Source organism: Acholeplasma laidlawii PG-8A (genome assembly GCF_000018785.1).
Lineage (GTDB): Bacteria > Bacillota_I > Bacilli_A > Acholeplasmatales > Acholeplasmataceae > Acholeplasma > Acholeplasma laidlawii.
Genome location: NC_010163.1, coordinates 112,058 through 137,132, shown reverse-complemented (window position 1 = coordinate 137,132; position 25,075 = coordinate 112,058). Strand labels below are relative to the sequence as shown.

Genomic DNA, 25,075 nt, shown 5'->3' with positions numbered 1-25,075 from the left:
AAACGGTCATATTTTTCAATTATTAAACATGATATCTACAAGATCTGGATAATCAATAAATGGGTTTCTATTGTTTTGTATTGCATAGATCTTATTATTTCTAGATATTTCAAATGGACTTACTGGGTCCATCTCATGCCACATCAAGAATAAATCAAGTTGTCCAACCAGTTGAATATTAAGCTCATACCTAATATAGATGTATAAGATAATCCTAGCTACATCACCAATATGATCTTCACCCGGATAAAATCCGTTACCAATAACTTTCCAAGACCCACCCAATGGATTATCTACAAAGAACTTATTACCTCTGGTAGAATTTACTTGTGAATTTGCAGCACGTAGATTGTGCAGATCATCTTTTATAACACCTAAGTGAGACTGTGGCCAAACGTGTTCTCTATTACCATATGCTTCAAATCCAGTATAGATATTATAGTTTTGACCTTCATAGTTATCAATTTGTCTAACTTGTGCAGTAGTACCTGTGGCACGACCCTTTGTTTTAATCATAGATGAGAGTTCGACTGTGAACTCATCCATGAGTAGTCCACTTAAACTTTCGTAGTAACCAGTAAACTCATAGTCTGTGTAGCCTGATACATTGATGCTAAATATTTTATCTCTTGCTTCTTTTTTGTAACTTAAGGTAGCAGTTAGGTCAACACTAGTATCTTCTTGAGGTCTATTAATCACTGCAAACAGTCCTTGTGGCTTAATGATAGTTTCAGTACCTGAGGACCACAAAAGGGCTACATCAGGGAATTCTTTAACAAATAACGGTAATCTAAAGTCACCAGTTACACTGTCTATCGTATCCCCTTCTTGAAACTCTAGTGCTAAGACCTCATATGCTTGATTAATCAGTTCAATAGCCCCAGTATCTTGTTTAGGTTTACAAGATACCATTATAACAGTTAAAAACAATGTTACAAACAGTAACATTGTCTTTTTAATGATTTGGTTTTGTTGTGAATAATATTTATTCATTATAAATCGCCTTTTTAATAGACTTCACTGCGGATGTAGATAAACTAGCATCCAGTAAGTAAATTGGAATTTCCTTAATAATTTGTTCAAAATGATTTAAAGCTTGATCCCAAAGTGCTTCTTCAGTTGGTCTTAATGTATTGGTCATTAGGTGTTTTAATGCTTCTTTTTCATTTAATTTTTGAACATTATCTGTAATACCTTGTTGTAAAAATACAATAGCTTTAAGTGGTTTTTTATCATTAGTATTAGAAGAGTACTGTCCACTAAATGGTGCACCATAAACAAAGATACCTTCACTTGTAACATCAAGTAACGGCTTATCATCATTTACCCATGATACATCATCTTTAAACAGGTGCTTCCACATTCTGGCATGTGTTGATTTACCTGTGCCACTTGGCGCAGCAAATAAGATCACATCCCCTTTATAGTTAATTGCTGAACCGTGTAGTGGTAGTAGACCATGGCGTTGAGCTAATTCTAAAAAGATCATACCAGTATAAACGTATTCTGCTGTCGCAGCATCTGTAAATGTATCTTCATCAATCCAAATTTCAATGTTTCTATAGTTTTCATCATAGTTCATATATGCTTTTAAACCAGAAACACTTTTTGAAAAGATTCTGTGAAGCTTAGATGTTGGTTTTTGAAGTTCTAGAGCATATTTCACAGTGATTGTATGATCGACTTCTCTACTACCTTCATATATATAGTTTTCGATGTTATTTTTGAAATATTGATCATAACGATAATCAAATTCTATGACCAGGCCTGCAATTAAGTATTTCTTCATATGTATTACCACCATTTCTTTCCTACGCTTTGATTATATCAAATAACTAAGTATAAATTAAGTATAATCATATGATTATCCATATTTGTAAAATTTGTTTCATCTAAATATAAGTCTATAAACACTAAAAAAAGACATCCAAATGGATGTCTCATATTTTAGATTTCTTTAAATTGAGTAAAGTCGATTTCCGTTGGAGTAGCTCTACCAAATACATCGATATCTACCATCATCTTCTCTTGGTCAGCATCTACATAAGATACTCTACCAATTTGGCCTTCAAATGCACCTGAAATGATTTGAACTTCTTTACCAAGTAAGTATTCATAGTTAGGTTTAGAAATAACGTTTGCTTTTAAGAGAATTGGTCTAATTTCTTCTTCTAATAGTGGAACTGGTTTTGTACCACCACCAGATGAACCTAAGAAACCTGTAACTCTTGGCGTATTTCTAACAACGAACCATGAATCATCTGTAACTAACATTTCAACAAAAACGTAACCTGGATAAATTTGGCGAACCTTTTCTTTATCTTTTCCGTCTTTATTCTTTTCAATATATGTTTCTTCAGGTACGATAATTTGGTAAATATAATCTTGCATACCCATAGAATCTACACGTCTGGCTAAGTCTTCTTTTACAGCTTTTTCATATCCGGAATAAGTTTGAATGACATACCAACGTCTTTTAGGCGTTCTAATTGCCATTATATTAATCCTTCTAGTAATCTTAAGATAATAATATCTACACCTGATACAAATCCTGTAACGATAAGTACGAAGATAATAACACGTGCAGCATTATCTAAGAACTCTAGCCATCCTGCCCAACTCACTTTTCTTAATTCCGGGAATGCTGGTAAGAAAAATGGATAAATAACAAGTGCTAGACCAAGTAATGCAATAACAAGTACTGTCCACGCAAAGATCATGTCATTTGGTGAACCACCTAATACCGGGAAACTCTCAGGGATATGAAATCCTTGAACGTTACCAATAATCATGATAGCTAAACCTGCTGTAATGGTTGCTAATATACCAAGAATTAAAGATTCACCTTTATATTCTGTGGATAGTATTTCAAGTAGTTTGTTTTGTGGTTGTTGTTCTTTTTTCTTGATTGCCATAAAAATCAACTCCTATTTACTTTCTTTATGAAGTGTATGTTTGTTACATCTTGGACAGAACTTGTTCATTTCAAGTCTCTCTTTTGATGTTTGTTTGTTTTTAGTTGTTGTGAAGTTTCTACTTAAACATTCACTACATACTAATATTATTTTTTCTCTCATTAAAAAACCACCTTTTGTAGTGGTTAATTGTTGGTAATATTATTTTACAACAAGTAACTCACTTAAGTCAATGCTAAACTATTATATCACATTATATAAACAATAATATTATAAAATTATAGTTTTACATAGTTTATTTAATTCATTTTAGAATTTTAACTTAATCAATTTTGCGGATTGCTTCCTGTCTAGATGCTTGATACTCTTCATGACTAATTAATCCTTTATCAAATAGATCATTTAACGCTTTTAATTTCGACTCTAAATCTGTTGCAGATTTTGCTTTATAAGTGGAACTTTCTTGGTTATTTGCATCAACTATATTTAATATAGCAAATACTAACAAAGATCCATAGAGTGCTATTGTAAATAAATCAAAACTTGAAATACTATAACTTAATAAGATAAATCCGCATACAACTACAATCGCTATATTCCAGCCCTTACTGTATTGTGCCTTATAACCTGCAAACAAAACAAATACAGCCATTAATGCAACTATAAGTCCCAACATATTAAATACTATATTTAAAATATCTGATGTAGATTCAAACTCTACATTAAGAATCATTTGAATAAATCCATTTAAAAATATAAAACCAATACCAATAATAGCGAGTAATACAACATTGATAATACTTAGTACAAATACAATTGTACCGTATTTGAGTTTTCTTTGATTATTCATTTAGTCCCCCTAAAAGCTTATTTCAACTCTATTATAACAACTATTAACTACTTTAGTTTGACTTTTATACGGTAAACCGCATTTTTTATACTTTTTTGAGTTTTATTTAAGTTTAAGGCAATCGTATCAATCGTAAGTTTATCTTCAAAGTACATTGTATATATGTGTTTTTCTAGTGGTGATAAATAAAGATTATCTATATTAGTCACTTCATAATTTGGCGTGTAACTTTCTTTGATGAGCTCTGGTTTTTCAATTAAAACATATTTTGAAGACTTGTCTTTTAAGGTAATAAACTTACGGTATAAGACAAGTTCAAAATACTTTGTAAAAGTTTTGTTTTTTGATTCATCAAAGGTGTGGATACAATCCAATAAGGTCATTAATGATTCTTGAAAAAAATCATCATGATCTTTACTTGGTATATAAAATTTATAGATGTTTTTCAAAATAAGTGGTTTGTATTTTTGAAAGATTATGGAAATCACTTCTTCGGATTTTGTCGTTCGATATAAGTAGATGAGTTCATAATCATTCTTATACATAGCACTTACCTAAATTGTTTCATATAAGAGTAGCGCGGTTGCTACACTCACATTTAAACTGTTTACTTTACCAAGCATTGGAATCGATACTAATAAGTCACAACCCTTTTTTATCAAAGGTCTTAACCCAAAGCCTTCATTACCCATAATAATCAGTAAGTTTTGATTCTTTGGTATCTCTTTATAGCTTGCAGTTGCTTCGCCTGCTGTACCAACAACCAAAAAGTCTTCTTTTTGCAGTTTAAGAATCGTTTGGTACAAGTTGGATACTAAGATCAGCTTAACGTGTTCTATCGCTCCAGAAGATGTTTTTGCAACCACACCTGTAAGTGGTACTTGATGTTTCTTGGAAATGATCACACCGTCATAGTTGGTTGCTTCAACACTTCTTAAAATAGCTCCTAGGTTATGTGGATCTTGAACCTCATCTAGCATTAAAAAGCGTTGCCTGCGTGTTTTATCCAATACAACATCTAATTCTAGGTATTGATAATCTTTAACATCAGCTACTACACCATTGTGTACGGCATTGTCGGTTAAATTATTTAATTGTCCCTTATTTGTTAGTTCATAACTAATATTATTGTTTTCTAAAAAATTAATGAACTTACTATCGCTAGATTTTTCATCTAAATAAAGTTTATAGATTGGTCTTTTATTCAAAACTGCTTCTTTAATAACGTTCTTTCCGTAAATAATCATATTTTTTCTCCTTACTTTTAAGAAAAAGGTGCATCTAATGCACCTTTACTTCATTTCCGAAATGACATGTATAATGCGTCTAACAGCTGTCTTTAGCCATTTGCCTAAATTGGTTAGTATATACATTAGTGGATAACTTGTATAAATTAATACAATAAGTAATAAATTTTGAGGTAATGTCATCGGTGTAGAATGTGTGACATTATTAATCGTAATAATTGGTTGAATCTCTAGTAGTTCTGGTAGTAAGAACACACCAAACACTGCTAAGGATAGCATCGTAAAGAATAAGATACTACGTCTTGGATTTAGTGGTCTAGACACACTATATAACACCATAAATGATAATGCAGTTGCAGTTAGGCCAATCAGGGTTGAAATACCACTGTGTTGATTGGAACCCATACCTACATCAAGACCTAATGTATGTGCAACACTAAAGATAATGAGTGCATTTAATAAGACTACAATAGCTCCAGGTAGTGCATCTTTAACGATCTTAGCCAAGAAGTTACCTTCAATACGGTTATTGTTATATTCTAACGCAATAAAGAATGATGGTACACCAATGACTAATATTTCCATAATCAATAAATGACTTGGTTTTAAAGGATATAGTGCTTCATACCCCATTAAACCTCTAATAATAATAAGTAAGCTTAAGAACAATGTAAAGAATGTCTTAGTTAAATAAAGTTTAGACACCTTTTGAATATTATTAATAACACGTCGACCTTCGCTAACAACCTTAGGCATGTTTGCAAAGTTAGAATCCATTAAGACCAAGTGGCTCACGTTTCTTGCTGCCTCAGAACCAGATGCCATCGCAATGGATGTATCTGCTTCTCTTAAAGCAAGAATATCATTTACACCATCACCAGTCATCGCAACAACGTGACCATTGTTTTTCATTGCTTCTACCAATAGTTTCTTTTGATGAGGACTTACACGTCCAAAGACAGTATATTTATTAGCAATTCTAACAACTTCTTTATCCGACATGTTTTCTAGTGACACATAACTTTCAGCATTTTTAATACCAGCTCTTTGGCTAATACGAGATACTGTAAGTGGGTTATCCCCAGAAATTACAACGACATTCACACCATTGTCTTTAAAATATTGAATGGTATCCGGTGCATCTGCACGGATCGTATCTTCAATCATAATTAAAGCAATCGGTTTTAATTTACCCGTTACTTCTTTACCTTCAATTGGATCATCTGTATGAACAACTGCTAATACACGGTAACCTTCATTGGCTTGTTTTTCAACTTCACTAGCAATTTTATTGTAATCTTGTTTTAATACAAACTCTGGTGCACCAAGTGCAAACGTTCCATATTTTTCAAATTCAACTGCTGAATACTTTCTAGCAGATGAAAATGGAATAATCGCTTTATGACGAATACGCTTTTGATTACCAAAACGTTCATATAAAGCATCAGATGTTAAGTTTGAATCATTTTGAGCATTAAGCATGGCAGAGACTAGTTGTTTTAAAGTTAACCCTGGAACTGTTTCAAATTCAATAACAGATTTGACTGTCATTGAACCATCAGTAATCGTTCCTGTTTTATCTAAACATAATGTATCAATGCGTGCTAACATTTCTATACAATATAATTCTTGAACTAAAGTATTATTTTGACCTAATCTAACAACCCCAACAGCAAGCGCTACAGATGTTAATAAGAACAGTCCTGATGGGATTAAACCAATAATTGCACCCGCAGTACGTTCTACTAATATCGGTTGAATGATTTGATCATAATTACCATTTAATCCAAGCATGTATAAACCAGCACCAATTGGGATAATTAAAAATCCGATAATTCTAACAATTAATTTTAAAGATCTGAAGATATCTGATTTAGGTTTTTTATACTTTTTAGCTTGAGAAGTTAATTTTTCTATATAAATATCATTTCCGATTGCTGTTGCTTGTGCATAAACAGAACCTGAAATAACAAATGAACCACTATATAAAGTGTCCCCTGCTTTTTTAACAATCGGATCAGACTCACCAGTAAGCAAGGATTCATTGACTTCAACTGAACCTTGTCTTACAACAGCATCCACAATAATTTGTTTACCTGCAGATAATTTTAAGATTTCATCAATCACTACATCTGCAACACCAATTTCTTGTTCTAGGCCATCTCTTATAACCATCGCTGTTGGTGCAGATAATAAAGATAATTTATCAATCATCTTTTTAGCGTTAATTTCTTGAATAATACCAATGGTTGTATTCATTGCAACAATAACAATCGATACTGTTTGTGTAAATTTAGCACCTGTTATAAGTAAAATAATAACAATCGCTAAAATAAGCATATTAAAGAACGTGAATACGTTTGAAAAAATGATACTGCTTAATGTTTTAGTAGAACCTTTATCAGAAAGGTTCACTAACCCGGCAAGCTGTCTTTTTTCAACGTCATCTGTAGTTAACCCATGTTCTACATCCGGATTATATCTTTCAATAACAATATCACCTTTTGACTTAATTCTAGTTGGAGTGTGTGCACTTTTAACTTTTTTATTTTCAATCAAGCCTAAAGGATCCCCCTTCATTTCGAAAGGTTCTTCGACAATGACTGTTTGAGGAGTTTTTGATTTCTTTTTAGTTTTTGGTTCTTTGTCTTGCTCATCTAAGAGCGCCAACAGTTCATTTTGTACATCTTTAGCCATTGTAACCACCCTGTTTTATAAATGTAATACCTAGATTAATTAAATCTTTAGCGCGTTGCTCATCAATTATCGATAAATAGCCTATTAAACTTTCAAATCCGGTTGCTTGTTGATATGTCACCATATCCATTTGTTTTCTTGAGTTGTGAGATTTATTTCTACCCTTTTTATAGGCATCAATTTCTTCTTCAGATAAAATCTCTAAACTAAGAAAATAATTCATAATCGAAGCTTGTGCTTCATTCGATGCTAATCTAACCTTTTCAGTATGTAGTTTACCTACATTTCTAATACCTTGAGTAATCAAATATTTTCTGATTTCAAGTTCATAATAAGCATCACCTAAATATGCAAGTGCTAACCCATTCATTAGATAAAACCTTTATCTAATAATGGTTTTCTATAGATATCAGCCTTCTCATAATTTTTCTCTAACCTTGCTTGTTGCCAGTTATTATAGTTTTGAATATCATCTTCTAAAACTTCAAGGATATTAGGGTTTATACCTAATGTGGATAGTATTTGTATGATCGTGTTGTAGTTTTCTACTTTAAATGCTTTATTTAAGTCTTTAATGAGTTTATCAATTAAGGAAATAACTCTAGGTGTAGCAAAATCATCGTTCATAAATCCTTCAAAGTATTCCATACTTTCATGATCTAATCCATTTTCATTGATATTGTTTAATATCATATGAAAATGCCACTTATTCAGTGTATATGATATTTTATCATAAGCCTTTTGATATTGTTCAATTAAGTCATCACTAAACTGAATTGGCGCTCGGTAATGATGTGCTAACAACATTAAGCGATATGCATTTGGATTATAGACTTGAACAAGGTCTTTAAGTTTGATATCATTACCTAATGATTTACTCATCTTTTCATTAGCTAAATCCAGTCTACCAACATGCATCCAGTACTTCGCTAGATGGTGATCATGTTTTGCAACAGACTGTGCAATTTCATTTTCATGGTGTGGAAATTTTAAATCAAACCCACCACCGTGAATATCAATTTCACCACCAAAGATTTCGTTTGTCATGACAACACACTCTGTATGCCACCCAGGACGACCATCACCCCAAGGTGCATGATATTTAATACCTTCTTCTGTGTTCTTCCATAAAGCAAAATCATAGTCTTTTTCTTTATCAGTTTCTAAATCAATACGGACTCCAGTTTTTAAGTCTTTAACCTGTTGGTTCGACAATATCCCATAGTCTTTGATTTTATCCACTCTAAAATAGACACCACTTTGGGTCTTATATGCAAACCCATCAGAAATTAGTTCACCAATAAACTTAATCATTTCTTCAATATAGTTGGTTGCATGTGGTGTGACATCAAAATTATATCCACCAATTTTTTTAGCTATTTCAAAAAAATTGTTGGTATAAGTAGTAGCTAGTTCTTTTTCAGTTATATGTAGTTTTTGGGCTCTGTCAATGATCTTATCATCCACATCAGTGATGTTAGATGCGTATTTAACGCCATAATCTAGATATTGTAAGTAACGCTTAACAACATCAAAAAAGACAACGGGTCTACCATTACCAATATGTATATCATCATAGACTGTAGGTCCACACACATACATATTTACTTTTTTTTCATGAATTGGCTTAAATTCTTCAATTTTGTTTGACAGTGAGTTATATATTTTTAACATGTAGTAAACATTCCTTTACATAGTATTATACTAAAAAATAGCCCCTTTATGCAAAGCATTTAGATGATTTCACGCAATGACTTTAATAACTCGACCATCGCCCAAGTATCTTGTTTACAATATTCTATTAATCCACGTTTATTAAACTCGAATTCTTGTTTGTTCATCTTTGGAAAATTACCATAAACAACGACTGCTTCATCCCCATTTTTAACATCCAAATTAGAATAACTTAAGTCAGGAACAAAAATAGGTAATACCTTTTTAATTGAAAAAGATCCTTGGAGTGCTTCATGGTAATAATTAAAGCCTTTCTTCTCCGGAATACCCCACTTGTCATATAACTTATGGTGACTGCCTTTAAAGACATACCATAAATCAAATGTTCTACTAATAATATCATTTAGCTTATCACTAAATTCAGGGAATAGTTTAGCAAGTTCTTTCATTCTAGTTTTTTCAAATGAATCATTCCATGCAACCACCGTACCTTTAGGACCTATTAGATCACATAAGTACTTAGTTAACTGATAGCGCTGATCTAAGTGGTCTGTTGCAAGATATACATATGAATCTAAATCCTTATCACTCACACCTGGAGCATGTTCAATATGTAAGTTAAACTGGAAGACTGATTGGTCATAAGCCTTCTCACCTTTAAAACGCGGTAATGGTGAACCAAAGGTTTCAAAATCCAAGTGATAGAGTGGATACTCTAGTTTTCCTAAAATGGCTTTAATACGTGGTTTATCCATGTAAGGTTTACCGGAACTCAAGACCTCATATTGAATTTGATTATTTTCTCTTGTTAACCATGAGTATGGCACGTCTAGTGCCATTTTCATGTTCATCTTAATGAGATCTTCAGGTTTATATTTTTCCCCTTTTTCATCGGTAAATCCATTATGATTTCCAATATAGGTAAAAATAGAATCCTTTTTAGGTATGTCTTTATAACATATATCATGGAACATACATTTATTCTTACCTTTTCTAGGACATAGTGGAAAAGGTACTAATGTCATGTGATCTAGTCTATGAATTACTTCTTCAACATCTGCTTCAAAGCTTTCTAAGAAGTTCCCAGTCAAATCTGTAACATCCACTAAGCGAATAAGGAAGTTTTCCTTATCCATATCTTTATAATAATCAGGTTGTCCATCTTTATAAACACCATCAAAAATGTATTTGTGGTTTAGTATTGCTAGATAATATTTCATTGGTTTCGTTTCTATATTGTTACTCTTAAAGAAATGCTCTATCACATATCTTTGATAGGTAATATCATAAAGATAACCACCAATTGGATTGGTTCTTTTTAAAATTGCTTGTTTTTTCTTGAAGTACTTTTCTCCAACCGGTAAGCCTAGAGCTTCTCTTGACATTAATATACCTTCAGGTGTAAGTTCAAAAAAGTTAAACTTTTCTTTATCTTCTGTAAATGTTAAATCCATAAATTTAGAAGATGTGGTTGCTTTAGCTTCTATAACTCTAATGATGTCATCAGTTTCTTGGTAGATATCCAAGAAACTATAGAAACTATAATCACCTATGGTTGCTTCAAATCTTTTTTGATCACGCGTTTCAGTACTTGCAACCACTGGTGCATTAAATTTATGTTGTACATACTTAGCGGATATTTCTTCCATCTTATTAAAGTATGGCAACATCACTTCTAATTTTTTATTTTCAACATTAATTAAATCTACTTCTTCTGTTTCATCAGTTTCTTCATCTGTTTCATATTCAATCATTTGTTCAAATAAGGCTTGTTTTTTTGCCTCATTTTCTTCGGTCATTAAATCTGATAAATCATCTGTAAAGGATACCGTTGCATCCTTACTTCCCCTTTTATAGATTTCAAATAAAGGAAAGAACCTTGGACAGTTAATACCTCTTATAAATCTCGTTTTAGATATTTTATTTAAAGTATGTTTCATTTTTGACTTTCCTCCTAAACGTCTATTACTCTTATTATACATGATTCATCACTATAGATTGTTAGAATTTCCTTGATTTAAAGTTCTTATAATAAATAAAGGTCATATAGTAATCTCTATATAACCTTAGATTTATTTTATATAAATAACTGTAATACAACTAATGCAATCAACATGGTTGGAATAGATAATAATGCACCATATGAAATAAATTTACCAAAGGATAAATCTATGTCTTCTTTCTTTAAGATACGCATCCACATCATACCAGCTAGTGCTCCAATGGGTGTTAGATAAGCTCCAATATTAGATCCAATAATTGAGCTATATATCGCACGGTTAAGTGCTTGTTGTGGTAATAAAGGCATATGATGGATAATGTCTGCATATAACACGGACATTGGTATATTATTTAAAAAGTTTGCTGATATAAAGGACGTTAAGCCATATCCATATAAACTATCTAAATTAGATAACATAGCTTCTATATTTTCTGTAACCCCATATTTATTAAGACTAATGACCATAATAAACATAGAGATAACAAAAGGCATTAAATTCCACGGCATTCTTTTAACAGTATTTAAAAAGTATGCCGGATGTTCTTTATAAACAAACACTTGATAAAAGACCATGAAGGATGCATTAAATAGTAAGAAGCATAATGCAATCAAATACATCTCTATAGCTATATAAGATGATAGGGTAAGAAACGTGGTTGCGAGTACTAGGTTAATTAAAGTAACCCATACAAGTACCGGTCTATCTAGTACTACATTATCTAGTATGGTTTTATCCATTGGTTTTCTTAAATCTTTATTGAATAACACCCATAAGATAATAAATGTAAATGTACCTGCAGCAATCGTTGGAATCATCATAACTTTAAAGTATTCAAAGAACGTAATATTAAATGCTGAAGCTAAATAGATATTGGTTGGATTACCAATCATAAACATTAAGCTCCATGTATTGGCTGCTACAAACTCTGATAATAGATACGGTATTGGGTTGATTTTAGCGTGTTTAGAAAAATAGATGATAATCGGTGTAAAGGTTAAAATAATGATGTCATTAGAAGTAAATATCGTTAAAAAGGATACCGTCATATATAAATAGATAAAAATCTTTAGTTGACTTGTACCCGCAGCTTTTAAAACCAGAATAGATACTTTCTTAAAAAATCCCAATTCATCAAGCATCACAGATAAACCACTCATTGAAATAAAAATGATAAGTAGTTTAATTGGATTCATCCCAGTACTTTTTGTTAAACTTTGATAGATCTCACTTGGAGATACCAGTTGAAATATCACTAATAAAAGTGCACCAATAACTGCAACAAGCCAAAATGATTCTATAGAAAAATTACCAAAATAAAGTTTTGGTTTAAACATAACCATCAAGATAAGTATAACTACTGTAAGTGAAAATATAATAAGTGTAAGTGCCATAAAGTGTCCTTTTTTAACAATAAAAGCTGGCAAATGATATTTGCCAGCCTTAATTATACTATATATTTATTGAATTGATATCTGACTAAATTATGTTTAGTTTAAATGACTTAAAACAAACTCAGATGTTAAGAAATCAGCTGCTGATGTAACTACATTAAATGCTGATAAATCAACTGCAGTACCATCAAAATTAATTGCTGCACTGTTCAGAATTTTTACTTCATTTACTTTGTTTGCCCAAGCATATGGGTATAGTTCGCTTGCTGTTGCAACTTGGTTACCATTTGTAGTTGTAACTTCTATAATACCACCTGCTAATAACTTAGTAGATGATGTTGTAGCTTGTCCTGCAACTAAACTTGTGTGTACTCTGTTTAATACATCAGATGCACTAATAGTAAGTTCACCATTAAATAATACTTCATTTAATCTTGATTTAATAATCGAACCAACAATACCACCAGCATAGATTGTATCTAATTTATCGCTTGCTGTATTTGCATGTTTTGTGTGTGATACAGAAATTGCTGCATTTGAATAAATCTCAGCTGTATTACGATCACTTCTATATGCTCCAAATACACCGCCAACAAATAATACACCTGTGCCTAAGCTTGCTTTATCTTGGTTGATATTTACATTAACATCTGTATCCACTACAGCTATTTGTTCAATACCTGTACCTTTATCTTGTTCAATTAAACCAAATGCACCACCTACGTATGTACCTGCAGTTGCAGCTTGTGCTCCAGCATATACACCATTTAAGGCATTTTGTTCAACATTTAAGATAGAGTCTTTAACTACGATATTTCTTAATGTACCTTGCATAGAACCACCCACTAAACCAACATACAAGTTACGGTTTGTTACGGATTGATTTCTATTGTGGCTAATGGTTACACTTGAATTTGTTATTTCAATGTTTTCTAATAAGAATGCATTGTTTGATACTTTACTTACGATTAATCCTACATAGTGGATACCAATGTATGGTTTAGCTTCGTTATCAATATGTACATTATCTAATTTAACGTTTTTAATCGTTGATTTAGATGCATAACCAAAGATGGATAGATATGATTTATATACATCATCTTCAGCTGTAATATTGATATTTTTTAAGGTAAAATCTTTACCGTCAAAACTACCACTAAATGGTGTGCCTGATGTAAATAAAGGCATCATAGATACATTACCGAAGTCTAGGTCATTACCTAAAGCATAGTGTTTTTTAGAATCCATTGATTTAAATTCTTCTGTTGTTGTAATTACAATTGGATTTGCTTCTTCATCACCAGGACTTAATGTTTTAAATGTAGCACTTAAATAATATAGTTGGACTTGTTTATTATTCTTTTGACCAAAGACATATACATCATAACTACTACCCATTTTTAAATCAGTAAATTTAATTGTTTTACTTGGTGTTGCAGTAGATAACTCTAATGTTTGGTCAACATCTGCTTCCCCGCTTGTTTTCACTCTAACTACGAGTGTTTTACTATCTAATTCTGTATCAGGGTCTCTTAATTCTACTTTAAATTGAACTTCTGTAGATGTTGCAGAGATAGATGTTACATATGCTCTTGCATTAGATCTTGCTTGTGATGTACAACCTGCTAGTACAAGCAATAATGCAAAAGCAACAATTGTTAAAACTTTTTTCATTTAGTTTCTCCTTTTAGTACTTCTAAAGTTTTGTTCATGCGTTTAATTACTAATTCTTTACCTAGTAAACTTAATGATACCGGTAGGCTTGGTCCATGTGCTTCGCCAGTAGTTGCTATTCTAATCGGCATGAATAGTGGTTTACCTTTAATATTTAGGGCTTTACCGGTATCTTTAAGTGCTTGGTTAATTGCCACGTCATCTGTAAAGTCAACAGACGATATTGCACCCATAAAGCCTTTAATAACAACTTCATTATCAAATTCTTTAATTTCTTCTAAAACAGCTGGTTCTAAAACAAAATCATGATGGAAGAATTGATCATAGTACTTAGTGATTTCAGCACCATAGGATAATCTATCTTTTAAGATGGATAATAAACTTTCTAACCATGCTTCATTTTTAATTTCAATGCCGTGATTGATTAAAAATGGTCTGGTTAGATCCTTTAGTTCGTCCATAGATAAAGCTTTTAAGTATCTAGAGTTGATGTAAGCTAACTTTTGCTTATCAAAGTAACTTGGTGCAGCACTTAGTCTATGTTCATCAAATAATGAGATAAGTTCTTCTTTTGATAAAATTTCTTCATCATCTTTAGGACTCCATCCCAGTAATGATAAGAAGTTTAACATCGCTTCTGGTAAGAAACCTAAGTTCTTATAATCTTCAATAAATTGAATTGTATTAGTATCTCTTTTACTTAACTTTTTACGGTCTTCATTGACAATAATTGTCATGTGGCCAAATGTTGGATACTCCCAACCTAAAGCATCATATACCATGAGTTGTTTAGGTGTATTTGTAATATGTTCTTCACCTCTAAACACGTGGGTAATTTCCATATAGTGATCATCAATAACAACAGCAAAGTTATAAGTAGGAATACCATTATCTTTTAAGATAATCCAGTCTTCAACATCTTTTGATTCAAATTTCAGTGTACCACGAATAACGTCATCAAATTCATATAATACATTTTCTGGAACCTTAAAACGGATCGCAAAATCTTCTGATCCTTCTTTAAAATCTTTATAAGCATAACCTTTTTCAAGTAGCTCAAATGCGTACTTTTTGTACAGTTCTAGACGGCTTAATTGATTATAAGGACCAAAAGAACCTCCAACATCAACGCCTTCATCCCAGTCCATACCTAACCATTTTAAATTATTTAATTGAGATGTAATACCACCTTCAACATTTCTTGCAACATCGGTATCTTCAATTCTTATAATGAAGTCGCCACCATGGTGACGAGCAAATAAGTAATTGAATAATGCTGTTCTTGCATTACCAATATGTAAATGTCCTGTAGGTGATGGTGCATAACGCGCTCTAAACTTTTTCATGTTCACCCTCATTTCGCAACCTTTATTATAAATTATTTCGACTGAATAAACAAGTTTATTATGTATTATGCTTGTTATTTATCTAACTTCTTATTCCTAATTAACTAAACATACAAATTTTAACTTTCTATTGCACCACTTAATGTAGCTACAGACACATAAAATCGGTTAATAAGAAAAAACTCCCACATCATGGAAGTTTTCTTTTGAATGTATATAAATATTAACGTTTTGAGAATTGAGTTGCACGACGTGCTTTTCTTAGACCGTATTTATAACGTTCTTTAGCTCTTGGATCACGAGTTACTAAACCAGCTGGTTTTAACACTTTACGTAAGTCTTCATCAACTTCCATAAGTGCACGTGTAATACCTAAACGGATTGCACCTGCTTGTCCAGTTAAACCGCCACCGTTAACGTTAGCTCTAACATCGAACTTACCTACATTTTCAGTTAATTCTAATGGTTGTAGAACGTCTAGGCGTGTTGCAGCTGAAGGAATATATTCTTCAAACTCTCTACCATTAACAATAAACTTTCCTGTACCAGGAGTTAGGATAACACGAGCAACAGATGACTTTCTGCGTCCTGTACCTAAGTATTGAACTAAATCTTTTGCCATGTAATTATACCTCCAAACTTTCTGGTTGTTGTGCTTGATGTTTATGTTCAGGTCCTGCATATACGAACAGTTTTCTAAACATATCTCTACCAAGAGATGTATGTGGAATCATACCTTTAACTGCTTTTTCAACTAAAGCTGTAGGTTTTTTAACTACTAATTCTTTAGCTGGTGTTTCAGTTAGACCTGATTCATAACCTGAATGCTTATAATAGATCTTATCATTCCATTTGTTACCAGTTAATTTAATTTTTTCTGCGTTAATAACGATCACATAGTCACCTGAGTCTACATGTGGAGTGTAGGTTGGTTTATGTTTTCCTTTTAAAACGCTAGCAACTACAGTTGCTAAACGACCTAAAGTTTTACCTTCAGCATCGACAACATACCACTTGCGTTGGATTGTTGATTCATTTGCCATAAATGTTTTCATATTTTTTTAGACTTTCTCCTTATAATTTTACACTGCTATAAGGGCTGTGGAATATAAGCTTTAAAACGTACCGTGAAATATAATATAATATTCCCTTTGATTTGTCAAGTATATCATGCTAAATATGTGATTAATTAATCATTGGAATGAAGTTATCTCTACTTATCTTCTTAAGTTATTTTTAGTGGCTTTATGTTCATATAGATTTTTATCCGAATTTTCATAAACTTTGCTGAAATCTACGGGTATTTCAATCTTAGTAAAACCATAACTAAACCTCAATCTGTATTCGTTAGAAATGGATTCGATTGGGTGGTTAGAAAGGATTTGATATAAGCGTTCTATTAGAAGTTTGACCTGTTCAGGTTCATAATCATGTAAATAGACTGCAAACTCATCGCCACCAAATCTACAAATATAAGATCTAATATCAAACACTTCCTTTAAAGCGCTACTAAATTCAATTAAAATATCATCACCAATTAAGTGACCATAATTATCATTGATGAACTTAAACTCATCGATGTCCATCAGTATGAAATAATGATTATGTTCATGGTTTATGCCCATATTAGATTCAAGTTTTTGGATAAAAACTTGACGTCTTAAAAGTCCTGTGAGATCATCATGATTTGAACGATATTCTAACTCTTGTAAATATGCTTTTTCTTTTGTAATATCATTTTTTATTGCTAAGTGAAACATAGGTTTTCCATTGACACCTTTAAGTGTCATAATTTTAGATAACTCAGTAAATATTTCACCATTTTTCTTTCTATTAATAAACTCACCCACCCAGCTTTCACCAGCTCTTAGTGCTTTTTCAAGCTCATCATATGTTTTTCTTGGTGTTAGACCACTTTTTAATAGACTAGGTGTACTTCCAATAAGTTCTTCTTCTGAATAACCTGTTAAGTTAATGGTTTGCTTGTTTGCATATATGATTTGACGCTTCATATTGGTTAGAATCACAACGTTTGGATTTTGATCAAAGACTTGGTTAAGTAGTTTAGCTGATGATTGAATATCTAATGTTTTTGCAAGATTTTTATTAATGGATAATTGGTCATGTAAGATAATAATAAACACCATTGAAAGTGCCCTTAAAATGAATGAAAATGCAGAAACCCAAGTATCTGTGAAGGTGTGATATAAAAGATCTGATGTGATGAACCCTTCCGTAATAAAACGCACAGTTTCTGTGATAAACAACAAGTAAACGGTAGATTTTATATACTTAGATGGATAAACCTTCCTAAAATCCACAATCAGAATTCTAGATAATAAGATAACAAGTAACAAGGATTGAGCAAGCACTTTATCCATCTTAGTACCAAATATCATAATAAGTCCTACACCTATAATACCGATTGAAAAGGTTGCAATAATACGTTTTTCAGATTTTGAACTGAGGATACGCATAATAATCAAAAACAAGATACCCATAGATACAAAAATCAAGTATTCAAATATTAAATGAAAATATGTAGGGGCATCAAAGTAGACGCTAAAGATAAAAAGCATAGTTGCAAAAGCATCTATGTAAAGTGCTACATTTAGCGCAATGTAGTCTTTTCTCAAAATATTTCTTTTGTGAGTATTTATCATTAAAATCTGTATGGATAAACCAAAAACAACCAACAATATAACCAGTATAATCAAAAAATTCTCCCTCTAACCAACTTGTTTAAAAATTCGCTAGTTTTTTGATCTTATTTGATTTAATTATATCATAAAGCTCATTAGTAGATTGGTAAAACTATAATATTTAGACCATAGAGTGATTGTGTGATAGAATAAAGTAAAAGGATGTGAATATATGAAAGTACTTAATACTATCATTCAAACTAAAAAGATATCTATTATCAATCATAACTTAAAGGGTAACTTTAAAATGAATCCCATTTACACCAAACAACTTGCTAAAGAAGATGACTTTACGTATACACTAACCCTCATGTTTAGTGTTTTAAATAGTGAAACTCATCCCTTTCCAATTGATTTAACCGCACATATGTCTGCAACATTTAATTTCTCAGAAGACTCTAGTGAAATTGATATTGAAAACTTCTTACAATTACCAGCTGTTCAAATTATTTATCCACACTTAAGAAGCTTAATTTCAAGTGTGACTGCTAGTGCTTACCTTCAGCCTTTACTACTTCCCCTAATTAACCCAAATTTATTTCAAAATGTTTAAATAAAGGAAAATGGTGTAGCGTGAATTTCACGCTACACCATTTATATTTTTTCAACAATAACAGCTGTACCTGACATTGAAATTGTAATACCACCCGCTTGAGTTGTGGTCGTTTCAATATCAACACCAATAAGTGCATTTGCACCATGGCGAATAGCTTTTCTAATAAAACGTTTTTTAACCTCTATTTTCACTTCTTCGATACGATCAGACATTGCATCATATCGTTCACCTGAAAATCCTTTAAATATATCATTAAATGATTGGACAGATGTATTTAAACTTACACCAAAAATATTTTCTTCAAAGATCACATCAATGTATTTAACAATACGATATCCTTCAAGTGTTGGTGTTGTAGCTATAATAAAGTCTTTCATAAATCCCCCTATTAAAAATTATTATGCAATGGTGCGCTTTTTAAAATTACCATAGACTTGTTTTACTGGTGTCACAACAATAAATGCTTTACTATCTAGCCTATTAACAAGCTGATGAAGTGTCGTAAACTCATAACTTGAAATCACTACTTTAATTAATGTCTTATCTTGTTTTGTATAACCACCTTGAACATTAATTAATGTAACCCCACGGTAAATGTTTGATAAAATATCAGAAACAATGTCTTGTGGATTATTGGTGATCACTTCAACCATTGTAAAATGATAAGCGGTATGCAGTTTATCTGTAACAATCGTTGTAATAATTAATCTTAAAATGGTATAACTAATAACGATACCTGCTGCCGCAAGTGTTTGGGTAACACCTGGTAAAACACCTCTTGCAATCAGGTCGGGTGCTGTGATTAAACCACCCAGTAAAGCTGTTACAATATTTAATACCATTGAGACAAAGCCGACGCTTTGTCCTTTTTTTAATGAAATATATTGTGCAATGACATCAAGTCCACCCGTGGATGTACCATATTTTAAGGCACCACCCACACCAATACCTATGAATATTCCACCTAAAATGGTTGCTGTCAAGGCTTGAGATTCGCTTGATAATCCAATATTAATAGAAGGAATAAATCCTAACATGGTTGCTTGAATAATAACTGAAATCATGGAGTAAATAACAAATTTCTTAGATACACCAAACCAACCTAAAATCATAATTGGTATATTGGATAGTGTAATAAACAATCCAAAAAATAAACCTTCCCACCCAGAAGTGTCAATGCCAAGCGTGAACTTCATAAAATCTCTAATTAATTGTGCTAGCCCTGGTATACCACCGGTATACATTGGTATAACACTAGCCTCTAAAAACCAGGTAACACCAATACCATAAATCACTGTAAATACTATGACAGCGATCGTTCTTTTTATTTCTGGTTTAATTTGCCTTTGAAACTTTGTGGAACCAATCCAAGCTTTAAGTTTATTCATCTATTTACCCTATAATCTCATTTAATTTCTTTTCTAAATCAAATCTTTCAAATAATACTTTTGCAGTACCAATTTGTTGTTCTGGGTATAACCCAAATGTTTTAACACTATCTAATCCAGATGCTTCAATATTTAATTGCTCAAATATTTTTAAAGCAGTTTCTGGCATATAACTTTGTAGGAAGACAGCTAAGAAGCGAATCGTCTCAACTAAACTATATAATACATGACTTAACTTTTCAGTTTCGCCGTTTTTATTTAAATTCCAAGGTTCTGATAGATCGATATACTTATTTGCTGCTCTAGCAACAATCATAAGTTCTTCAATCGCATCACCTACTCTAAGTTCATTCATTAAAGTACTTACTTTATCAAGTAGTGCTTCACACTTATTTTTTAAACTATAATCAAATGGTTCGTTGATTATCACTTTTTTAACTAAACCATTTTGGTATTTATTCACCATACCAATGGTACGGTTTACTAAATTACCTAAAGTGTTTGCTAAATCAGAGTTATTTCTTTCAATCATTAACTCATAAGTTATATTACCATCTGCTGCAAAAGGAATCTCATGTAATACATAATATCTTAGAGCATCTACACCAAAATGTTTAACCAAATTATCTGTATAAAGCGTATTACCAACAGACTTACTCATCTTATTTTTATCTACTAAAACCCATGGGTGACCAAAAATCTTTTTAGGTAATGGCAAGCCTAATGCTAGTAACAGTGCTGGCCAATAAACAGCGTGGAAACGCATAATATCTTTACCAATTAAATGTAGGTCCGCTGGCCAAAAATCTTTCATAGCATCACTATTACTATCTAGATTATAACCTAAACCTGTAATATAGTTACTTAAAGCGTCTATCCAAACATAAATAACATGTTCTGGATTACTTTTAACTGGAATCCCCCATTTAAAAGAAGTTCTAGATACACTTAAATCTGGTAGTTTTTCACTTAAGAAACTTTGTAGTACTTCATTACGTCTATTTTCAGGTTCAATAAATGATGGGTTATCTTTAATATGTTTAACGATTCTATCTTGATATTTACTTAATTTAAAAAAGTAAGTATCCTCACTCATCCATACAGGAATATCTCCACTAGGTGCTAGTCCATCTACGATATCCGCCTTATTTAAAAACGCCTCATCAGCAACAGAATACCATCCTTCATATTTACCTAGATAAATATCACCTTGTTCAAGTAATTTTTCAAAGATATTTTGAACAACTTCTTTATGATATGTATCTGTTGTACGTATAAATTTGTCATACTTTACATTCACTAACTCAAAAATACGTTTAATTTCATTAGAGATCATATCGACATAATCAGATGTCTCCAAATTTTGATTTCTAGCGTTATTTTCAATCTTTTGACCGTGTTCATCGGTTCCCGTTTGAAAATATACATCATAACCTTCTAAACGCTTAAAACGGGCGATTGCGTCTGCTAAAATAATCTCATATACGTTACCGATATGAGGGATTGCTGATGCATATGCAATTGCTGTTGATATATAATATTTTTTCTTATCCATTTTTTTATTCCTTTCCATAAAAAAATCCTTAAACTAAAAACTAGTCTAAGGACGAACATCATTTAATAATCCGCGGTACCACCTTAGTTCTATATACAATGTACATAGCACTTTACTCTTTTAACGCAAAGATTTCACGATTTACCCTACATATCGGATAAATTACTCCAAAAGCCATATGTGTAATCTAAATTTATCTTTCTTCCACCAGCGAAAGACTCTCTTTAAAATTTTTATAACTACACACTTCTTTTTCATCGTATAGATTCAATTATAAGTATATTATATTATAAAAAATAAAATAAAACCCCCCTAGATTCATTAAATAAAATATGTACCATAAATTACGTCTTTCGTATGTTTATTTAAAACCTTTTTAATCACACTTTAATATGCTAGAATATGTTTATGGGGGATGATTATGAGAAAATTTATTTATGTTAGTGTTACTATATTTATATTATTTTTAACAGGTTGTTCTAACGATTCAAATCGCTACAAATTTAGCTATGATTTAATGATGGATAACTATACTGACTTTATAGAAATCAGTACTTTCACACCTTCATCTAACGAAGGTGTGAAGTTTATTCAAATCATTGTTACAATTAAAGATGGTGATGCATTATTAGATGATGTTGAAATAACCTACAGTTTAAAACATTATTCCAACTTTTTTGATAATAACACAACTACATCACACACACATACTTATACATTGAATTCTAATTTGACAATTAACGTGCCAAGATTTAGTGATCAAACAACCGTCAAAATAACCTCTATTAAAGGAAAAATTTTAACAAATATATCTAGAGAAATAGATTATGAAAAATCTGAAGAGATAAAGTTACAACTTGAATCCAAGTTAACACCTTTCTTAGATGCCACTGAACTTTCTATCGAAACAAAGATAGCACTAACAATTAGCGGTCAAACGTTTAATGAAAGTGTCTTTATAAACATCAGGCAATCACCATTTTACCTAAGTAGTTTTTCTAACAATCAAGGAATTATTATAAATGAGTCAAATAATTCATATATACTCACAGAGGTTGGACGATTTGAATCTCTAAATTATTATAGATTAATTGATCAATTTGATTCCATTGATGAGGTTGACTCCATGCCCGATACAAATATTGGTATTGTTTTATCGGATGATTTTTTCTATTCATTTGAAGATGATATGTATACACTAACCGGTGATACAAAAACCATTTTAAGACAACTGATTACAGATGAAAACACTATGAATGCTTTCTTAAATGTCTATAAAGAGAACACATTGACTGTAACTATTAAAGTTAATGATTATTCATACACAGAAACAGTAAAACTCAACTTTGAGGGTGGATCTATTATGGTCAGTATGACCTATGATACTTCAACATTTAGTGAGGCTAATCTAAATAACTATGTTCAAATGCCTCCTTTAAACCCTGATCTTATAGCACATTCAACAGATGTTAGCCAAACAGTTAAAGACCAACTATTTGTTTCAGGTACAACAAATTATTATCGAGTTGAACTAACCGCAGACTTATATGCCTTTGAAATTGATTCCTCATTTGATATGACCTTCTACACTTTAGATGGAACATTAGTTCAATTTGATAAGTCAACTGATCCTCTTTATGCAGAACACAAAAATATCTACAACATAACAGAAGGTACATATATTTTAGCCATTTCATCTCGAGCAGACTTTATTAAACTTTATGACTTTAGGATTTTTCCTCTAAATAGTTATAAAACAATAGGTGATCAACTTAACCCAATATTACTTACAGAAGATGCCATAAATGTTGAAATAGAAGGCTTATATGATTATGTTATTCTAGCAGTTGAAGCACCAGAAGGTGGACTACTTACACTTTCTCCCAATAAAGCTTCTAATCTCTTTATCTACCGATATATAAGTGCTGATCATCTAGATAGTTCCAATTTAAATCATAAAGAAGGTAAGCCGATTTATATAAGTTTAACACCAGGCATCAACAAATTTAGAGTCAGTAGTTGGTATGTTGAAACCATTTTATTTGAGATAGATTTACACGGTGTGACTTGGCATGATGGTATCACTTTAACTGATAGTTATAGTGATGAGTTTATTGTCACATCAAGAAACGGATCAAATGATTTTACTTTTAAAATGGATAATGATGGCTATTTTGTCATTGATATATTATTAGATGAGATGTTATCTTTTCCTAGATACGGTTATAGCGCATATATCTCCAAATCAAACGATTTAGGTGTTTATCGGTCTTATACATCTTTTAGTATTACAGAAACTCAAACTAAAATATATTTAACCAAAGGCGATTATGCCTTAAGAGTACCTACAATTTTAAGTTATAAAATCAAATCATCAAGAGATGTTCCTACAAACTTAACCTCCGATACGCTAACACCTTACGATACAACTAATCTATCAAATACACTTATGAATAGAAATATAAATAGTTATGATACTTATAATTGGTACCCTCAAAACATAAAAAAACTTCACTTTTCATTAAGTAAAGCCGATTACGTCTATATTGATTTATATTATCCTAATGAACTAGTTCTTTTAGACAGTCTAGGAAATGTTATAAATCTTTATGATCCGTCATCATTATTACTCTATTTAGAAGCTGAAACATATACACTTTATTTTAAAGAAAATGACATGCATCAAACGATAAAAATTGCTGTACAAGTTTATATTGTAGATGATCCTTTAGTAGCTTTAGATGATTCTTTTATGGACTCTTTAACAACCATAAATTGGAAAGAAGATTTTGAATTTAAACTAGATTATTTAGGTGATTCAGATTATGCATCATTTGTTCTTTTAAATGATGCGAAAGTTCAAATCTATTCTAGTAAATCTGTTAACATCACTATTTTTAATGAACAAGGAAAACTCATTAGGAGTTATTCTAGTACATCCTTAACGCTTGATTTAACATCAGGTACGTACTATTTTAGAGTAAGCTATGGTGTTTTTTATACACCGCCAATAGGTACTATTCATACCTTTAGGTTAGATAAATTAGATGCGTAGATAACTTATTCAAATTTTTATA

The 25,075-nt window shown here is 31.4% G+C and carries 23 protein-coding genes and 1 other annotated feature; of the genes, 2 read left to right on the top strand and 21 right to left on the bottom strand.

The annotated features are described in order from the left end of the window. Positions 1 to 15 precede the first annotated feature (15 nt). The 18 genes from ACL_RS07125 to ACL_RS07115 form a co-directional block, all read right to left on the bottom strand. A complete protein-coding gene (locus tag ACL_RS07125) occupies positions 16 to 993 on the bottom strand; it encodes an endonuclease (RefSeq protein ID WP_012242111.1) in 978 nt (325 codons plus the stop codon). Beyond that, complete coding sequence (locus ACL_RS07120) at positions 986 to 1,789, bottom strand: hypothetical protein (RefSeq protein ID WP_049751934.1); 804 nt, start codon at positions 1,787 to 1,789, stop codon at positions 986 to 988. Before ACL_RS07120 ends, ACL_RS07125 begins: the two co-directional genes overlap by 8 nt. A 158-nt stretch (positions 1,790 to 1,947) precedes the next feature. Then, positions 1,948 to 2,496 (bottom strand): transcription termination/antitermination protein NusG, encoded by a 549-nt coding sequence (gene nusG, locus ACL_RS00750; RefSeq protein WP_012242108.1) that lies wholly within the window; start codon positions 2,494 to 2,496, stop codon positions 1,948 to 1,950. Further along, positions 2,496 to 2,915 carry a preprotein translocase subunit SecE gene (locus ACL_RS00745; RefSeq protein WP_012242107.1) on the bottom strand — a complete coding sequence of 140 codons (420 nt, stop codon included), beginning with the start codon at positions 2,913 to 2,915 and terminating at the stop codon, positions 2,496 to 2,498. Before ACL_RS00745 ends, nusG begins: the two co-directional genes overlap by 1 nt. Positions 2,916 to 2,927: 12 nt before the next feature. Then, positions 2,928 to 3,077 (bottom strand): 50S ribosomal protein L33, encoded by a 150-nt coding sequence (gene rpmG / locus ACL_RS00740; RefSeq protein ID WP_012242106.1) that lies wholly within the window; start codon positions 3,075 to 3,077, stop codon positions 2,928 to 2,930. 160 nt (positions 3,078 to 3,237) lie between these two features. Further along, positions 3,238 to 3,765: an SHOCT domain-containing protein gene (locus tag ACL_RS00735; protein ID WP_012242105.1), complete on the bottom strand. Its 528-nt coding sequence runs from the start codon at positions 3,763 to 3,765 to the stop codon at positions 3,238 to 3,240. 47 nt (positions 3,766 to 3,812) lie between these two features. After that, positions 3,813 to 4,310 (bottom strand): sigma-70 family RNA polymerase sigma factor, encoded by a 498-nt coding sequence (locus tag ACL_RS00730; protein ID WP_012242104.1) that lies wholly within the window; start codon positions 4,308 to 4,310, stop codon positions 3,813 to 3,815. Between the two features lie 9 nt (positions 4,311 to 4,319). Then, entirely contained in the window at positions 4,320 to 5,012 is a 693-nt protein-coding gene (gene rlmB, locus ACL_RS00725; protein WP_012242103.1) for a 23S rRNA (guanosine(2251)-2'-O)-methyltransferase RlmB, read from the bottom strand. A 45-nt stretch (positions 5,013 to 5,057) separates the two neighbouring features. Then, complete coding sequence (locus ACL_RS00720; protein WP_049751933.1) at positions 5,058 to 7,709, bottom strand: HAD-IC family P-type ATPase; 2,652 nt, start codon at positions 7,707 to 7,709, stop codon at positions 5,058 to 5,060. After that, on the bottom strand, positions 7,702 to 8,079 hold the full coding sequence (locus ACL_RS00715) for a Mini-ribonuclease 3 (protein ID WP_012242101.1): 378 nt from the start codon (positions 8,077 to 8,079) through the stop codon (positions 7,702 to 7,704). Before ACL_RS00715 ends, ACL_RS00720 begins: the two co-directional genes overlap by 8 nt. Further along, positions 8,079 to 9,383: a cysteine--tRNA ligase gene (cysS, locus tag ACL_RS00710; protein ID WP_012242100.1), complete on the bottom strand. Its 1,305-nt coding sequence runs from the start codon at positions 9,381 to 9,383 to the stop codon at positions 8,079 to 8,081. The genes ACL_RS00715 and cysS overlap by 1 nt, the downstream gene beginning before the upstream one ends. A gap of 59 nt (positions 9,384 to 9,442) precedes the next feature. Next, positions 9,443 to 11,323, bottom strand: coding sequence for a DUF2779 domain-containing protein (locus ACL_RS00705; protein WP_041633721.1), 1,881 nt, complete (start codon positions 11,321 to 11,323; stop codon positions 9,443 to 9,445). A 137-nt stretch (positions 11,324 to 11,460) separates the two neighbouring features. Further along, positions 11,461 to 12,777, bottom strand: a complete 1,317-nt coding sequence (locus tag ACL_RS00700; protein WP_012242098.1) for an ArsB/NhaD family transporter — start codon at positions 12,775 to 12,777, stop codon at positions 11,461 to 11,463. Between the two features lie 96 nt (positions 12,778 to 12,873). Then, a complete protein-coding gene (locus ACL_RS00695) occupies positions 12,874 to 14,451 on the bottom strand; it encodes a hypothetical protein (protein ID WP_012242097.1) in 1,578 nt (525 codons plus the stop codon). Next, entirely contained in the window at positions 14,448 to 15,797 is a 1,350-nt protein-coding gene (gltX, locus tag ACL_RS00690) for a glutamate--tRNA ligase (RefSeq protein WP_012242096.1), read from the bottom strand. The genes ACL_RS00695 and gltX overlap by 4 nt, the downstream gene beginning before the upstream one ends. A gap of 223 nt (positions 15,798 to 16,020) precedes the next feature. After that, the gene (gene rpsI, locus ACL_RS00685; RefSeq protein WP_012242095.1) at positions 16,021 to 16,419 is read right to left on the bottom strand and encodes a 30S ribosomal protein S9; all 399 of its coding nucleotides are present in this window, start codon (positions 16,417 to 16,419) and stop codon (positions 16,021 to 16,023) included. Positions 16,420 to 16,423: 4 nt separating this feature from the next. Continuing rightward, complete coding sequence (gene rplM, locus ACL_RS00680) at positions 16,424 to 16,852, bottom strand: 50S ribosomal protein L13 (protein WP_012242094.1); 429 nt, start codon at positions 16,850 to 16,852, stop codon at positions 16,424 to 16,426. A gap of 162 nt (positions 16,853 to 17,014) precedes the next feature. After that, a complete protein-coding gene (locus ACL_RS07115; RefSeq protein WP_049751932.1) occupies positions 17,015 to 18,433 on the bottom strand; it encodes a sensor domain-containing diguanylate cyclase in 1,419 nt (472 codons plus the stop codon). A gap of 238 nt (positions 18,434 to 18,671) precedes the next feature. On the opposite strand from ACL_RS07115, the gene ACL_RS00670 reads away from it, so the two are divergent. Further along, on the top strand, positions 18,672 to 19,052 hold the full coding sequence (locus ACL_RS00670) for a protein-export chaperone SecB (RefSeq protein ID WP_012242092.1): 381 nt from the start codon (positions 18,672 to 18,674) through the stop codon (positions 19,050 to 19,052). A gap of 41 nt (positions 19,053 to 19,093) precedes the next feature. On the opposite strand, the gene ACL_RS00665 is transcribed toward ACL_RS00670, so the two are convergent. From ACL_RS00665 to metG, 3 genes are read right to left on the bottom strand one after another with little or no spacing between them, the layout of a single operon-like run. Continuing rightward, complete coding sequence (locus ACL_RS00665) at positions 19,094 to 19,432, bottom strand: YbjQ family protein (RefSeq protein WP_012242091.1); 339 nt, start codon at positions 19,430 to 19,432, stop codon at positions 19,094 to 19,096. Between the two features lie 21 nt (positions 19,433 to 19,453). Next, the gene (locus ACL_RS00660; protein ID WP_012242090.1) at positions 19,454 to 20,443 is read right to left on the bottom strand and encodes a YitT family protein; all 990 of its coding nucleotides are present in this window, start codon (positions 20,441 to 20,443) and stop codon (positions 19,454 to 19,456) included. Between the two features lie 4 nt (positions 20,444 to 20,447). After that, a complete protein-coding gene (gene metG, locus ACL_RS00655) occupies positions 20,448 to 22,016 on the bottom strand; it encodes a methionine--tRNA ligase (RefSeq protein ID WP_041633719.1) in 1,569 nt (522 codons plus the stop codon). A gap of 26 nt (positions 22,017 to 22,042) precedes the next feature. Beyond that, positions 22,043 to 22,265, bottom strand: a binding site (T-box leader). 154 nt (positions 22,266 to 22,419) lie between these two features. Here metG and ACL_RS00650 point away from each other — a divergent pair. After that, positions 22,420 to 25,053 carry a hypothetical protein gene (locus tag ACL_RS00650; RefSeq protein WP_041633717.1) on the top strand — a complete coding sequence of 878 codons (2,634 nt, stop codon included), beginning with the start codon at positions 22,420 to 22,422 and terminating at the stop codon, positions 25,051 to 25,053. Positions 25,054 to 25,075: the final 22 nt, after the last annotated feature.

Coding starts and splice junctions, on each gene's coding strand:
- ACL_RS07125 (WP_012242111.1), bottom strand. CDS start 993: ATGAATAAATATTATTCACAACAAAACCAAATCATTAAAAAGACAATG.
- rlmB (WP_012242103.1), bottom strand. CDS start 5,012: ATGATTATTTACGGAAAGAACGTTATTAAAGAAGCAGTTTTGAATAAA.
- ACL_RS00665 (WP_012242091.1), bottom strand. CDS start 19,432: ATGAAAGACTTTATTATAGCTACAACACCAACACTTGAAGGATATCGT.
- ACL_RS00705 (WP_041633721.1), bottom strand. CDS start 11,323: ATGAAACATACTTTAAATAAAATATCTAAAACGAGATTTATAAGAGGT.
- cysS (WP_012242100.1), bottom strand. CDS start 9,383: ATGTTAAAAATATATAACTCACTGTCAAACAAAATTGAAGAATTTAAG.
- ACL_RS00660 (WP_012242090.1), bottom strand. CDS start 20,443: ATGAATAAACTTAAAGCTTGGATTGGTTCCACAAAGTTTCAAAGGCAA.
- ACL_RS00695 (WP_012242097.1), bottom strand. CDS start 14,451: ATGAAAAAAGTTTTAACAATTGTTGCTTTTGCATTATTGCTTGTACTA.
- ACL_RS07120 (WP_049751934.1), bottom strand. CDS start 1,789: ATGAAGAAATACTTAATTGCAGGCCTGGTCATAGAATTTGATTATCGT.
- ACL_RS00700 (WP_012242098.1), bottom strand. CDS start 12,777: ATGGCACTTACACTTATTATATTTTCACTTACAGTAGTTATACTTATC.
- ACL_RS00650 (WP_041633717.1), top strand. CDS start 22,420: ATGAGAAAATTTATTTATGTTAGTGTTACTATATTTATATTATTTTTA.
- ACL_RS00670 (WP_012242092.1), top strand. CDS start 18,672: ATGAAAGTACTTAATACTATCATTCAAACTAAAAAGATATCTATTATC.
- ACL_RS00730 (WP_012242104.1), bottom strand. CDS start 4,310: ATGTATAAGAATGATTATGAACTCATCTACTTATATCGAACGACAAAA.
- ACL_RS00715 (WP_012242101.1), bottom strand. CDS start 8,079: ATGAATGGGTTAGCACTTGCATATTTAGGTGATGCTTATTATGAACTT.
- ACL_RS00745 (WP_012242107.1), bottom strand. CDS start 2,915: ATGGCAATCAAGAAAAAAGAACAACAACCACAAAACAAACTACTTGAA.
- ACL_RS00720 (WP_049751933.1), bottom strand. CDS start 7,709: ATGGCTAAAGATGTACAAAATGAACTGTTGGCGCTCTTAGATGAGCAA.
- gltX (WP_012242096.1), bottom strand. CDS start 15,797: ATGAAAAAGTTTAGAGCGCGTTATGCACCATCACCTACAGGACATTTA.
- rpsI (WP_012242095.1), bottom strand. CDS start 16,419: ATGGCAAAAGATTTAGTTCAATACTTAGGTACAGGACGCAGAAAGTCA.
- rpmG (WP_012242106.1), bottom strand. CDS start 3,077: ATGAGAGAAAAAATAATATTAGTATGTAGTGAATGTTTAAGTAGAAAC.
- rplM (WP_012242094.1), bottom strand. CDS start 16,852: ATGAAAACATTTATGGCAAATGAATCAACAATCCAACGCAAGTGGTAT.
- ACL_RS00735 (WP_012242105.1), bottom strand. CDS start 3,765: ATGAATAATCAAAGAAAACTCAAATACGGTACAATTGTATTTGTACTA.
- metG (WP_041633719.1), bottom strand. CDS start 22,016: ATGGAAAGGAATAAAAAAATGGATAAGAAAAAATATTATATATCAACA.
- nusG (WP_012242108.1), bottom strand. CDS start 2,496: ATGGCAATTAGAACGCCTAAAAGACGTTGGTATGTCATTCAAACTTAT.